The organism is Pseudoalteromonas qingdaonensis (assembly GCF_038739665.1).
Taxonomy (GTDB): domain Bacteria; phylum Pseudomonadota; class Gammaproteobacteria; order Enterobacterales; family Alteromonadaceae; genus Pseudoalteromonas; species Pseudoalteromonas qingdaonensis.
Map to the genome: position 1 here is coordinate 293683 of NZ_JBCGCU010000001.1, position 13974 is coordinate 307656.

Here is a 13974-nt window from a genome sequence, read left to right on the forward strand (position 1 = left end):
CCGTGTCTAAAACAACCAAATACTTATCTCTGGCGCTAGCCAGCGGTTTGGCGTGCAGTGCCGCCAGTGCCAAAGAGCTTAGCCTGGAGCGTATCTTCGACGACCCTAACCTTGCCGGCACGGCGCCAGTGCAATTAAAATTTTCTCCCGATGGCAGCCGCGTTACCTATTTGCAGGGTAAAAAAGACGACTACAACCGCTACGATTTATGGGAATACAACCTCAAAGACAACAGCAATCGCCTGTTAGTTGACTCCCAGGCGCTGTTCTCCGGCCCAGAAACCCTGTCCGATGAAGAAAAGGCGCGTCGTGAACGCCAGCGTATTTTTGGCCGCGGTATTTTAGAATACACCTGGTCGAAAGACGGCCAGGCACTGTTATTTCCACTTAATGGCGATCTTTACTACTACCAGTTGGCCACAGGCAAAAGCCGCAAGCTGACCGAGACTGAAGCCTTTGAAACCGATGCCCGTTTCTCGCCCAAGGGCAATTATGTGTCCTTTATTCGTGAGCAAAACCTTTACGCCCTGGCGCTCGACAGTGGCAAAGAAGTCCAGCTAACCAAGGACGGCGGCGGCGTAATCAAAAACGGCATGGCCGAGTTTGTGGCGCAGGAAGAAATGAGCCGTATGACAGGCTACTGGTGGGCCGGTGATGAAAGCAAAATTGCTTTTACCCGCATCGATGAAACGCCGGTTGCCGAGGCTATCCGCAACGAAATCTATGCCGAAGAAGTAAAACTGTTCACTCAGCGCTACCCCTTCACCGGCACCGACAATGTTGAAATTGAACTGGGTGTTGTCAGCCTTAACGACCAGCAAATCGACTGGGTTGACCTGGGTGAAGAAAAAGACATCTATATTGCCCGTGCCGACTGGTTAAAAGACAGCAAGACCCTGGCCTATCAGTGGCAAGACCGTGCTCAGCACAATCTGGAACTGCGTTTTTATAACAGCGAAACGAAAACACAAAAAGTAGCGCTAAAAGAAACCAGCGAGACTTGGATAAACCTGCACTTCGACCTTAAGTTCTTAAAAGACAAACAACACTTTGTCTGGGCCTCGGAGCGCGACGGCTTTAAGCACCTGTATCTGTACAAAAACGATGGCACCTTGGTACGCCAGATCACCTCGGGTGAGTGGATTGTTGAAGCCATTAAAGGCATTGATGAGAAAAAGGGCCTGATTTACTTTGCCGGTCGCAAAGACACGCCACTTGAAAGCCATCTCTACAGCACGCCGCTGTTTGAGCAAGGCGAGATCAGCCGGATCACCGAAAGCGGTGAATACCACAATGTGGTGATGGCGGACGATCAGCAAACCTTTATCGACAGCGCTTCTGCGGTTAATCGCCCTCCTTATGTGGCACTGCGCAAAGCCAATGGCGACTTTATTACCTGGCTGGAGCAAAACGAGCTAAACAAGACGCACCCGCTTACGCCTTATCTGAGCGACCTGGTGGAGCCTGAGTACGGCACTATTGAGGCGGAAGACGGGCAAATTATGCACTATCGTCTGTTCAAGCCACGCAAGTTGAACAAAAAGCAAAAGCACCCTGTGATGGTGAATGTTTACGGCGGCCCACATGCCCAGCGCGTGACCAACAGCTGGCGCAGCAAGAACCTGTATTTCCAATACATGGTGCAACAGGGTTATGTGGTATTCCAGCTTGATAACCGTGGCTCTTACAACCGCGGCAAGCGCTTTGAAGATGTGATCTACAAGCACTTGGGTGAGGCCGAAGTGCGTGACCAGATCAAGGGCGTGGAGTTCTTACGTACTTTGGATTACGTCGACCCAGAGCGTATCGGTATTTATGGCCACAGCTACGGCGGCTATATGGCACTGATGACCATGTTTAAAGCCGGGGACTACTTCAAGGCCGGTGTTTCCGGTGCTCCTGTGACCGACTGGGCCCTGTACGACACTCACTACACGGAGCGCTACCTGAGCCACCCGGCAACCAATGCCAAGGGTTATGAGCAAAGCTCGGTGTTCCCTTATGTTGATGGTCTAAAAGGCCCGCTGATGATTTATCACGGTATGGCCGATGACAACGTGTTGTTCACCCATGCCACCAAGCTGTTTAAACAGTTGCAGGATAAGGCCCTGCCGTTTGAAATGATGACCTACCCGGGCTCAAAACACAGCTTGCGCGGTAAAAAAGTACAAACTCACCTGCATCAGACCATTACCGACTTCTTCAACCGTCACTTCGACATGGAAGAAAAGTAATCGGGTTTAAACGTAAAAAGGCTGGGAATTCCCAGCCTTTTTTATGTCTTTGATTCTAAGTTGGCCTTTGCCGCCATGGATGGCGGTACTAGGGTAACGCAGGAGCAGTTACCTAACAGGCCGACAAGCTTGCAAGGCTAAAGCCTCGCCCACAGCACCGGCTCACAACCTAAGCTTAAAAACATCACGGGCTCACAACTAACATTGTGAGCCCGGACCTTTTTCAACTTGTTAACGGCAATACTTTGCGAACAGGGCAGCCACGGTCGGTGCCGTCGGCTTACCATGCTGCCAATCGCCGCCTTCAACGCCGCTGCCGGCAATATCCATATGCACATAAGGCAATGGCTGATCGCTATCCAGACCATGCTTATCCAAGCCCGACACTATGGCTAGGAAGGCCATAGGGAATTGGTGACCACGAGCGGTAACCGCCGATGGTGCATTGTTGCTCGAAAGCAGGTCGTCGGCCTGAGTGCGCGGCTGCACAAAGTCATAGTCTTCACGACGCGAGCGCGAAACCTCGGCACAATCGGCCCACAGGTCGCCATGCTCAACCAGCTGCTGCGATACCTTGGCGGCGCGTGCCGGACCATTTTCAACATAGGCGCTGTAAGGACCTACCGCTCGGGCGGCATGACCGGTAAGCGTAGCCACGGTGAAAATCTGAGGATTCACTTCGTTTTTCGCCAGGTCTTTGGCTTCGCTCAGTAAGTCACCCATGGCCAGACGCCCTTCGGCATCCGTGTTACCTATGCGTACACGCACGCCTTCGCGGCCGGTGATGATCTCATCGGGAACGAAACAATCAGAGCCGATGGAGTTACGCACCACGGCCAGATAAGCAATAACCTTAACGCCTTTAGGCTGCGCTTCGGCTACCGCCTTCATAAAACCGGCTACCGATGCGGCACCGCCCTTATCACGGCTCATACCGGCCATAAAACCGCCTACCTTAAGATCGGCACCACCTGTGTCATACACCAGACCTTTACCCACGAAGATAAGGGTACGCTCAACGTCGCCCTCTGGCACATAGGCCAGTTTCACCACGCGCGGATGATGGCGCTCGACCGCATAAGAGGCGCGGGCTACCGTGCTAAGTAGCGGGTAATCCTTGTCGATAGTGGCGATATCGCTGATCACCTCGGTGGTTACCTTGGTGCCCTGAAATAGCTCCACGCAGTAATCGGCAAAACGTGGCGGCGCCATGCGCTCTGGCTCAGTACCACACAGGTCACGAGCGGCATACTGACCAGCGGCAATGGCATTCATCTGCTTAAGCTGCTCGTCATCGGCGCCAACAACGCCTATGGCTTGAATAGGTGAGATGGCTTCGCCGTGATACTCACGGGCTTCAAGAGGCTGCCATAGCGCCTGATTAGCCCCCAAAAAGGCCACTTCGCTGGCAAACTCATACCCGGCTAGCTCGCTGATACCAGACACATACAAGGCAGGCTTTACGGCACCGGCCTGCTTCGCCAGCTCAATACCGGCCTTAGCAGCGGCAAATACGCGGCGAACATCATCATAGTCGCGAGTCAAAGGTCCGGTCGGAGCGATAATAAGACGCTGGCCCGGCGCCGCTTCAGATACCAAAAGCGTGCATTGCTTACCAATGCGGCTGTCTACGGCGCTGTTTTGAAGCACTTGGTCAAGGTAAGGCTGAGGTACTGAGTCCAGATTGGCACTGATAATGATAAGCGCATCGAACTGGCCTTGGGCGTTTGCGGCATCAAGACCGGCGCAGGCGATAGCGTGGGCATAAGACATAAAAAAGGTCCTAAATTAAAACAAAGGACCTTTATTATCGGTGATTTAGCGCCCCTTTACTACCGGGTGCAAGGCTTAACACCTCGGCCTGTAAAGGAGCTTGGCAAGCAAGGCTTACGATGAGGCTTTATTTGCTCGTTTATCGCGCCTGTGGGTGATTATGACCGACCAGGCTTCAAGCATAACCAGCACACTGACCACCAGCACTATGGCATCCAGGCTGACCAGCAGCCAGTTGCCCTGCTCGTAATATTCAACCAGTTTAATCAAGCCGGCAAAGAAGGCCATGGTGAGTACGAAGACCATGGGGATCAGGGTATAAATGGCCGGGCGTCCCGCCTTGATCAGCATCACAGAAATCACCAATAGAGTAAGGCTGGCAAGGATCTGGTTGGTTGAACCAAATAAAGGCCAGATGATCATACCACCGCTGCCCGATGAACCACCGGCGCCAAAGGCCAGCAGCAAACAGCAAGCCACGGCGAGCAAGGTGGCGATAATGCCGTTTTTCAGCACACCTAGGTTATAGATTTCGCCCCACTCCTGAATGATGTAGCGTTGCAAACGCACCCCGGAGTCCATAGTCGTCCCGGCAAAGAGCACCACCATCACAGCCAAGAGGGTCGAGGCCACCTCGGTGGAGATCCCCCAGCCGCTTTCGATTAAATTGGCACCACCTGTAATAAAGGCGCTCACGCTACCGGCTCCCAGGTGACTGTAAATTTCATGCCATTCCTCGGGCGACACCGCCAAGGCCACACCACTGACCGCAACTAAGGTGATCAGCGCCAAACAACCCTCGCCCACGGCGCCGAGATAACCAACAAAGCGACCATCGGTTTCCTTATCCAGTTGTTTAGAGCTGGTACCCGAGGAGACGATGCCGTGGAAGCCGGACACGGCACCACAAGCTATGGTCACAAATAACAACGGGATTATACTCGGGGTATCGACCGCGGTTTGGGTGTTAAAGGCCGGCGCCGTGATATCCGGCATGGAAACAAACACCGCACCGTAGAGCAGCACCAGACCCACCAACAATTGCATGCCGTTGATAAAGTCGCGCGGTTGCAGCAACATCCACACCGGCAGCAAAGAAGCAATGGCGGCATAGATAAAAAGAATGATGATCCAGTTAGCCTTATCGGCCAGACCAAACATTTCCGTGGGCAGTGCCAGTGGCATGGAGCTGCCCATATAGATGGTGGCATAAAGCACACCTACGCCTATGGCGCACAGGGGAATAAGCGGCACCTTACGGTGCAGCAGCTGACCTATGATCAGCGCCACCACTATGGCCGACCAGGCCGGGAACACCGCATTGGGCTGCGCCACAAAAGAATTGGCGATCACCACCCCAAATACCGCATTCACCATCAGCAGCACCAGGAACACCACTATCATAAATAATGAGCGGGTGCGCTTACCTATCACCGACTCCGACAGCGCGCCCATGGACTTACCCTTATGGCGAGCACTGGCCCAAAGGGCGCCCATATCATGCACCCCGGCGAAGAAGATGGTACCAAAGACTACCCAGAGCACCGCCGGCACCCAGCCCCAGTACACAGCGATGGCTGGCCCCACTATGGGTGCTGCCCCGGCTACCGAGGTAAAATGGTGCCCCCAAAGTACTACCTTGTTGGTGGGCACATAATCTACACCGTCCTCAAGCTCATGAGCTGGCGTTACAAACCTGTCATCCATGCGAAATATTTTTTCAGCGATAAACTTGGAATACACCAGCCAGCCAAATAACATGCCGACGATGCCAAGCAAGACAATAACAACCGATTGCATAGTCTTCTCTCTTTGTTTTAGTAGTCACAGAGTTATACCAATTCACTTAAATAGCTAATCATTCTAGCGGGCTAAATATCGTGCTCACGGCGTTGGGATTTTTCTATGTAGAATAACTACATAAGAAAAATACCGCCTTGTTATCACATCATTTATCCAGCGCTATATCTGATCACATACTTAACAGAATTGGTATTAAGCATAGTAACGCGACCCTTAAGCACGAACGCGTTTACGCAAAAGCTCAGATTCACCTTATCAGCATAGTGTAAAAATTCACTAGCGCTTTAGTCTAAGATGCTTAGCTGCTGCACATCGGCTTGCTCGCTGTCTATGCCCACGCCTAATCCCAGCAGCCTCACCTCTGGCGTTACGCCCCTTTCATAGGCCTTGGCCAGCAAGGCATTAAACACCTCAAGATTCAGGCTGCGACCGCTTTGATCCGCCGTGGTGACATGAAAATCGGCAAACTTCACCTTAATCGAGAGTTTGTTGATAGCTGGGTGCAACTGCTGTCTGTCCAATCGCGTGGTGAGCTCTTCAAGTAAAGCTGGGAGGGCTTGCTGGCACTGGGCCAGAGTCACTTTATTGTATTCGTAGGTATGTTCCACACTAAGGGATTTACGCACCCGATCTGTGCTGATAGCGCCGATGATCTGACCGGCACATTTTTGATATAGAGAAACACCAAAATTCCCCTGGTGTTGCTGCATCCAAGCCATGCCCTTATCCAGCACATCCTGACCTTTAAACAGCCCCTGGGCGTGCAGTTTTTCTATGGTGACCTTGCCCACTCCGGGGATTTTTTTAAGGTCTAGCGCCGCTAAAAACGCTGGCACCTGATCTGGGGTGATCACACACTGACCATTGGGCTTGTTTTCGTCGCTGGCAATTTTGGCAATAAACTTGATGGGTGCTATGCCCGCAGATGCCGTAAGCCCTGTTTCGGCCTGGATTTCCCGCCTGATTTGCGCGGCAATCAAGGTAGCGCTGCCCTGGCAAGCCTGAGCCTGGGTGACATCGAGATAAGCCTCGTCCAGCGACAAGGGCTCTATCAGCTCGGTATAACGGCGAAAAATAGCCCGTATCTGCTGAGAGACTTCTTTATACACCTGCATGCGCCCGGGCACTATCACCAGCTCAGGGCAAAGCTGCTTGGCGTGATAGTTGGACATGGCCGAGCGCACCCCATATTGACGGGCGATATAATTGGCGGTGGACAACACCCCCCGACGACTCTTACCACCGATAGCCAGCGGCACATTGGCAAGCTTGGGGTTATCGCGCATTTCCACTGCGGCATAAAAGCAATCCATATCGATATGGATAAATTTCTTCATGACCATAAGAGAAGAAGGTTGTTTTGCCTATCTTCGCAAATATGAAATTAGAAGGCCATAAAATACTGTGTAAAGCACTGTATAAAACCCAAACTGGAAAACGATGGGACTAAAAAACCGGCCTAAGCCGGTTTTTATATCTTCTGAACCAACAATATATGTCGTTATAGTCGCTTCTTACTAGACTTGACCCACTTGGCAATATCACTGCCAAGAGTATTTACTGTGTGTGCTAATACAGAGCAAGAGCCCTTAAAGCCACCCGCCGAATTGCGCGTTTTGCTGGTGCTATCAACCACCTTGCCATCGATCATCAGTTTTGCTGATACCGACGCCGATTTACGGTGACCAATAAAGGCATTACCGCCACTGACAAGAATTGGGCAGCACAAAATGTAAGCATGTATTACCGAGGGGGAGATCAGCACAGCTTGAGAATTAGAGATAGCTTTCCTGATGAATACGCACAAACATTTTAGTGCCAACTTTGGAGTAATCTATTTTATATTCTTTGCCATCGAGCGCCTGAATAAACAACAGGCGTTTTTCCTCGGCAAAAATATCGGCGCTGGCAATATACACCACCTCAAGATAACGCTCCCTGGCCTCACGGCGATTACGCGGCAAAGGCTCTTTAAAGGGCTCAAGGCCATGTTGAGTTACCTTGATTTTCGGGTGGTCCTCACCGTTAACCACCACCAAGTCTACCTTTTTAACTTTATGGATCAGTGTATTACGACCACTTTTAATAAACGCTCTTTCATCGGCCATGGGAATTTCCTTGTCACTTACCACTTGCTACTGACAGCTCTCGTCGCAACCGGGACACGGTAAGCTCCGGGTCTTGTTGCCAACGGTGTAACATATAGCTGAAGGTCCAGATATCTCTATCCAATGCCGCCGCGGGCAGCAGAATATGGTATCCAGTTAATAGTTTTAGGTTGTTCATTCTATTAGCAAACATGGCTAATAATCCAGTATATTTGCAGCCTGTCTCGCTTATATAGTCGGTGTCTTCCACCAGCCAGTGCGGTGGACATTCCTTGCCATCCTGGCAATAGGCCTTAATCGCCTGTATTAAAAAGTGGCGCTGCTCTACCAATAAGCGCCCGGCCAAGCGCGGCGACAGTCGCCCTAAAAATTCATCTTCATCACGCAGGCAAATGCCTATCACGTTAAGATCTAAAACCTGCCCCTGACGCTGCACCTGCACCACCCCAACCCGAGCCAGATTACCCACAGCTAACTGCCAGCAGCCGTATTTATGATTATAACTGAGCTTACCCTTATCAAGATAAATGCTGTAAAAAGGCTCGCGCAACTTCAAAAAGCCCACCAGAACACCGACTAAAGAGGCGCTCAGAATAAAGATTTCCGCCAGCAAAACCTCACCGGGACGGAACTTGATCACAGCCACCAGCACAAGCAATACACCGGCGCTGATCAACAAGGTTTGCGCACCATAACGGGACCCTTGAGCGCGGATCTTAGCGCCCTGATAGCCGTTATTTTCATCCTGATGCTGTGGCGAAGAATTGTGCGCCATAACTCGCCCCCAAATCCTATACTCTATCTTGAGTGTATATAAAGATACCAGGCAATGGCTAGTTGCCTTTTTTGTTCTTGTTTTTGTAATTTTTCATCACAAAATCGTTATTTTCGGTTAACACACAAAAATACAGGATTGGCGGTCTATGTGTACGCCGACAAATTCGTACACTATCTTCGGGCTAAAAAACAACAAAAGGCATCATCAATGAACCACAGTAAGCACTCGGGCAAGGCGCTGTTTCCCGTTTTTATTATTATCTTTTTAGGGCTGTGCGTTTATTTGTACCTGCCTAACGGCCAATCGCAACAAAATACCATGCAAATGCAGCCAACCAAGGTGCAAGTGCATACCGTTGAGCAACAACAGCGCGCCGTGAGTGTTGATGGCATCGGCAGCAGCCGTGCCAATCAGGCCATTTTTATTAAAAGCGCCCAGAGCGATTATGTGGATGATATCTACTTTGACGATGGCGAGCAGGTTAAGGCAGAGCAACTACTGGTGCAATTACGAGACACAGAAGAAAAGCTCAGAGTAAAAGAATTAGAGGCCAACCTCTCCGAGGTAGAGCGCCAATTAAACCGCCTCACCGAGCTGGCCCGCTCGCAAGCGGCCGCCAAGTCTTTACTGGAAGAGCAAAGAGCCAAATTTGAAGCCACTCAGGCGCAACTTGAAGCCGCAAAAACCAAGCTGGCAGAAATGCAGGTGCGCGCTCCTTTTGCCGGCACCTTAGGCAAACGCATGATTTCAAAGGGCGCCTTTGTATCTAATAGCACAGAAATTACCACGCTGGATGACCTTAGCGTGATCAAGGTCGACTTTAATGTGCCGGAAAAATACCTGGCGCAACTGCGTGTCGGCATGTCGGTACGCGCCCGCAGCGATGCCTACCCAGCGCGCACCTTTAACGGCAAGGTCACCCATGTAAGCTCGCGTGTCGATATGAATACCCGCAGCGTGCCCATTAGTGCCAGCTTTACCAATAAAGAAGCCCTGCTGCGCCCGGGCATGTTACTTAACACCATATTGGAGCTTAAAACCTACGAGGCCCTGCTAGTGCCGGAAAAAGCCATTATTCCACGCCAGGACAAGCATTTTGTGTTTCAAGTAGTAGACGGCATAGCCCAAGAGGTGGAAGTGAAGGTGGATAAACGCTACGACGGCTGGGTTGGTATTAGCTCAGGTCTGCAAGCAGGCGCCCAGGTGGTGACCGAAGGCGTTATTAAAATTCGTTCCGGCTCGCCTGTGAATGCACAGGAGAGCGAACAGTGAAGATCACAGATACCGCAGTAAAACGCCCCGTTTTCGCCATAGTAATCAACTTGCTGTTGCTTACCTTTGGTTTAGTGGCCTTCTCAATGTTGCCGCTGCGCGAATACCCAGACATAGAAAGCCCCATTGTCAGTGTGAGCACCAGCTACACAGGCGCTTCGTCGGAGGTTATCGAAACCAAGATCACCCAGGTGATCGAAAACCGCATTTCCGGCATCGAGGGCATTAAAAGCATTACCTCATCAAGCCGCAATGGCCGCTCCAATATCACCATAGAATTTAATATCGACCGTGATATTGATGCCGCCGCCAACGATGTGCGCGAGCGCGTTTCCCGCGCTTTGGACAGCCTGCCGGATCAGGTACGTCCGCCGGAGGTATCTAAGTCTAACTCGGATGAAAGCCCTATCGCCTGGTTTGTGCTTAACAGCGGCAGTATGGATTCACTGCAACTTTCAGACTATGCCCAGCGTTATATCGTTGACCGCCTGGCGGTAGTAGATGGCGTGTCTAACGTCCGCGTTGGTGGTCAGCGCCAGTACGCCATGAAAATCTGGCTTAATCGTCAGGCCATGGCCGCCCGTGGCATTACCGCAGCCGATATCGAGCGCGTACTGCGCGCCGAAAACGTTGAGCTTCCGGCTGGTGAAATCGAGTCGAAAGACCGCGACTTCTCGGTACGTACCGCCCGCAGTTACCTCGACCCGCAGGATTTTCGTAATCTTGTGGTGGCCCGTGGCGAACAAGGTTACCTGGTACGCCTCAATGAGGTAGCCGACGTGCAACTGGAAGCCGCCGACGAAGAGAGCATGTTCCGTGGTAATGGCCGCAATATGATAGGTCTGGGGATAGTGAAACAAGCCAAGGCCAACACCTTGACTGTGGTGGAAAACGCCCGTAAAGAAATCGAAAATATTAAGCGCAATCTGCCTCCGGGCACTACGATTGAAGACAGCTACGACTCTTCCGTCTTTATCAAGGAATCGATCAACGAGGTGTATCGCACCCTGGCCATTTCCATGGGCTTGGTGGTGTTAGTCATCTTCTTATTCCTTGGCAATATTCGCGCTACCCTGATCCCTGCGGTGACAGTACCTGTAGCCCTTGTAGGCAGCTTTATCTTCCTGCTGGCCATGGGCTACTCCATTAACCTGCTCACCCTGTTGGCTCTGGTGCTGGCCATAGGTCTGGTGGTGGATGACACCATCGTTATGCTGGAAAACATTCACCGTCGTATCGAGCTTGGTGAGCCGCGCCTGCTTGCCGCCTATCGCGGTGCCCGCGAGGTGGGCTTTGCTATTGTCGCCACTACGCTCGTGCTTATAGCGGTATTTGTGCCCCTGGTCTTTATGGACGGTCGCATCGGCGCCCTGTTCACTGAATTTGCCATGGCGGTCAGCGCCGCAGTGCTTTTCTCCAGCGTAACCGCACTGACCCTCTCCCCAGCGCTATGCTCCAAGGTGCTTAAACAAAGCACTAACTCGGGACGCTTTAGCCAATGGATGGACCATCAGTTTGCCCGCTTAGAAAATGCCTACGAGCGCACCCTAGCTGGCAATATTCGCCGCTCTGGCATGCTTACCATTATGTTGTTGCTGGCCGGTGTCGCCTGTTATGGCCTGTTCCAGAAAATTCCTTCGGAACTCACACCAAAAGAAGACCGCGGTACCTTCTTCGTAATGATGAATGGCCCTGAGGGCGCCAGTTACGAAAATAACGCTGAAAATATGGCAAAAATTGAAGAGCGCTTACTGCCTTATGTAGAATCCGGCGAGCTTAACCGCGTGCTGGTGCGTGTGCCCGGCTGGGGCGGCCAAGGCGGCGTGGCCATTATCGGCATGGCCGACTGGGATGAGCGTAAACGCGATTCCTGGTCGGTAATGGGTGAGATCAGTGGCAAGATGCGTGAAGTGACCGATGTGCGTGCCTTCGCCATTATGCGCAGCGGCATAGGCGGTGGTGGCTCGTCACGTCCTATCGAATTTGTGCTGCAAGGCAATGATTATGACGAACTGGCCGACTGGCGCGACCGCATCATAGCCCGTGCCCAACAAAACCCCGGCCTAGTGCGTATCGACCATGACTATAAGGAAACCTTCCCGCAGTTCTTGGTAAGCATAGATAAGAACAAGGCCGCCGATTTAGGGGTGTCAGTGTCGGATATCGGCCGCACCTTGGAAACCATGCTGGGTCAGCGCCGCGTTACCACCTTTATCGACCGCGGTGAAGAATACGACGTGATCTTAAAGGGTGAGAAGCAAGACTTTGCCAGCCCTCAGGACGTATCAAACATCTATGTTAATTCCCGCTCCGGCGAGCTGGTGCCTTTGGACAGCTTGATTAGCGTCTCGGAAGAGGCCACCGCGTCACAGCTTAACCGCTATAACCGCATGCGTGCCATTACCCTAAGCGCCAACCTGGCCGATGGCTACACCCTGGAAGAGGCGCTGAACTTTCTCAACCAGGTGGCAATGGAAGAAAATGACATCGACGGCGCCATCGACTACAAGGGCGAATCTCAGCTGTTCTATGAAGGCGCCTCGGCCATGGTGTATGTCTTTGTTCTGGCACTGACGGTGACCTTCCTGGTGCTGGCGGCGCAGTTTGAAAGCTTTGTACACCCTCTCGTTATTATGCTGACCGTGCCCTTAGGCATAGCAGGCTCACTGTTTGGCCTGTATGTCACAGGACTCACCCTGAATATCTACAGCCAGATAGGTATAGTTATGCTGATTGGTCTAAGCGCGAAAAACGGTATCCTGATAGTGGAATTTGCCAACCAGTTGCGCGACAAGGGCATGGAATTTAGTGCCGCCTTGTTGCAAGCTTCCAAGCAGCGTTTGCGCCCTATTATTATGACCTCGCTGACTACGGTTATGAGCTCTGTGCCTCTAGTACTGGCCAGTGGCCCGGGAGCGGAAAGCCGCATGGTAATAGGTGTGGTGATCTTCACCGGTGTTACCGTGGCCACCTTGCTGACCCTGTTTGTGGTGCCCAGCGCCTATTATGCCCTGGCGCGTAAAACCCAATCCCCGGAGTTTTTGCAAAACCGCCTCAACAAGCAGGTACAGCAGCATCCGCTGCAAGAAGACTAACCCTAGAAAGGCAGAGCAATCTGCCTTTTTGCTATTCTTAGCACCTAATCGCGCTACACTTAGGTACTAGCAAGACAGGAAACAGAGTTATGAGTGAGTTACGTACGGCCACCTTAGGTGGTGGCTGCTTTTGGTGTATCGATGCCGCCTTCAGGCGGGTCAAAGGCGTGCAAAAGGTTACTTCCGGCTACAGCGGCGGCCATATTGAGCACCCCACCTATCATCAAATTTGTACCGAAGACACAGGCCATGCCGAAGTAGTAGAGCTGATTTATGACGAGCGCAAGGTTGACTACCCCACGTTATTAAAGATGTTTTTCGCCCTGCACGACCCCACCACCTTAAACCGCCAGGGCAATGATATCGGCACCCAGTATCGCAGCGTGATCTTCTATCATGGCGATCAGCAAAAGCATCAGGCCGAGCTGGTTATAGAGCGCCTGCAAGAGCACCTGGACGATGCCATAGTCACTGAACTCCTTCCGGCTAAGGAGTTTTACCCTGCCGAGAACTATCATCAGGATTACTTTAGCACCAACCCAAGGCAGCCTTATTGCAATCTGCTTATCGCCCCGAAAATAGCCAAATTTGAGAAGGAGTTTGATGCTTATTTGGTGTGACGCCTTAATTGCTTTTGGCTTACAGCCAAGCAATTTAGGCCTAATAACCCACTGACAAAGGCTTTTAAGTTTAGATCTTGTCGCGGTGGCGACGACACCCAAAGGGTGGTTTACGCCAACCACCCCTTGGAACCCCAAGGCGCCCCAACATTGCATTATTTCCTCAGCGCGCCACGAGAAATGAACGTAACCAACATGCACAGCACATCCCTGTACTGGGCATGTTTTCGCCCGTCATCCCACGGGCGATTACTCTTCTCGTCCCGCGTTTCGGATGCAATGTAAGGGGAT

10 protein-coding genes are annotated in these 13974 nt (G+C 51.8%); 4 read left to right on the forward strand and 6 right to left on the reverse strand.

Features of this window, described 5'->3' with window-relative positions; translation table 11 throughout:
- Positions 1 to 2: 2 nt before the first annotated feature.
- Positions 3 to 2234 (forward strand): S9 family peptidase, encoded by a 2232-nt coding sequence (locus WCN91_RS01345; RefSeq protein WP_342675628.1) that lies wholly within the window; start codon positions 3 to 5, stop codon positions 2232 to 2234.
- Positions 2235 to 2465: 231 nt separating this feature from the next.
- Here WCN91_RS01345 and WCN91_RS01350 read toward each other — a convergent pair whose 3' ends face one another.
- From WCN91_RS01350 to WCN91_RS01375, 6 genes are all read right to left on the reverse strand, one after another.
- Positions 2466 to 4007: a M17 family metallopeptidase gene (locus tag WCN91_RS01350; RefSeq protein ID WP_342675629.1), complete on the reverse strand. Its 1542-nt coding sequence runs from the start codon at positions 4005 to 4007 to the stop codon at positions 2466 to 2468.
- Between the two features lie 114 nt (positions 4008 to 4121).
- Positions 4122 to 5807 carry a carbon starvation CstA family protein gene (locus WCN91_RS01355; protein ID WP_342675630.1) on the reverse strand — a complete coding sequence of 562 codons (1686 nt, stop codon included), beginning with the start codon at positions 5805 to 5807 and terminating at the stop codon, positions 4122 to 4124.
- Positions 5808 to 6094: 287 nt separating this feature from the next.
- Positions 6095 to 7147 (reverse strand): DNA polymerase IV, encoded by a 1053-nt coding sequence (dinB, locus tag WCN91_RS01360; RefSeq protein ID WP_342675631.1) that lies wholly within the window; start codon positions 7145 to 7147, stop codon positions 6095 to 6097.
- A gap of 164 nt (positions 7148 to 7311) precedes the next feature.
- Positions 7312 to 7539: a hypothetical protein gene (locus WCN91_RS01365; protein ID WP_342675632.1), complete on the reverse strand. Its 228-nt coding sequence runs from the start codon at positions 7537 to 7539 to the stop codon at positions 7312 to 7314.
- 46 nt (positions 7540 to 7585) lie between these two features.
- On the reverse strand, positions 7586 to 7918 hold the full coding sequence (locus WCN91_RS01370; RefSeq protein WP_342675633.1) for a hypothetical protein: 333 nt from the start codon (positions 7916 to 7918) through the stop codon (positions 7586 to 7588).
- A 13-nt stretch (positions 7919 to 7931) separates the two neighbouring features.
- On the reverse strand, positions 7932 to 8693 hold the full coding sequence (locus WCN91_RS01375) for a DUF2982 domain-containing protein (protein WP_342675634.1): 762 nt from the start codon (positions 8691 to 8693) through the stop codon (positions 7932 to 7934).
- A gap of 210 nt (positions 8694 to 8903) precedes the next feature.
- On the opposite strand from WCN91_RS01375, the gene WCN91_RS01380 reads away from it, so the two are divergent.
- From WCN91_RS01380 to msrA, 3 genes are all read left to right on the forward strand, one after another.
- A complete protein-coding gene (locus WCN91_RS01380) occupies positions 8904 to 9968 on the forward strand; it encodes an efflux RND transporter periplasmic adaptor subunit (RefSeq protein WP_342675635.1) in 1065 nt (354 codons plus the stop codon).
- Positions 9965 to 13063, forward strand: a complete 3099-nt coding sequence (locus tag WCN91_RS01385) for an efflux RND transporter permease subunit (RefSeq protein ID WP_342675636.1) — start codon at positions 9965 to 9967, stop codon at positions 13061 to 13063. Before WCN91_RS01380 ends, WCN91_RS01385 begins: the two co-directional genes overlap by 4 nt.
- 89 nt (positions 13064 to 13152) lie before the next feature.
- Complete coding sequence (gene msrA, locus WCN91_RS01390) at positions 13153 to 13683, forward strand: peptide-methionine (S)-S-oxide reductase MsrA (RefSeq protein WP_342675637.1); 531 nt, start codon at positions 13153 to 13155, stop codon at positions 13681 to 13683.
- Positions 13684 to 13974 lie beyond the last annotated feature (291 nt).

Excerpts from the sequence above, each read along its gene's own strand:
- WCN91_RS01350 (WP_342675629.1), bottom strand. The coding sequence starts at position 4,007 with ATGTCTTATGCCCACGCTATCGCCTGCGCCGGTCTTGATGCCGCAAAC.
- msrA (WP_342675637.1), top strand. The coding sequence starts at position 13,153 with ATGAGTGAGTTACGTACGGCCACCTTAGGTGGTGGCTGCTTTTGGTGT.
- WCN91_RS01370 (WP_342675633.1), bottom strand. The coding sequence starts at position 7,918 with ATGGCCGATGAAAGAGCGTTTATTAAAAGTGGTCGTAATACACTGATC.
- dinB (WP_342675631.1), bottom strand. The coding sequence starts at position 7,147 with ATGAAGAAATTTATCCATATCGATATGGATTGCTTTTATGCCGCAGTG.
- WCN91_RS01355 (WP_342675630.1), bottom strand. The coding sequence starts at position 5,807 with ATGCAATCGGTTGTTATTGTCTTGCTTGGCATCGTCGGCATGTTATTT.
- WCN91_RS01380 (WP_342675635.1), top strand. The coding sequence starts at position 8,904 with ATGAACCACAGTAAGCACTCGGGCAAGGCGCTGTTTCCCGTTTTTATT.
- WCN91_RS01375 (WP_342675634.1), bottom strand. The coding sequence starts at position 8,693 with ATGGCGCACAATTCTTCGCCACAGCATCAGGATGAAAATAACGGCTAT.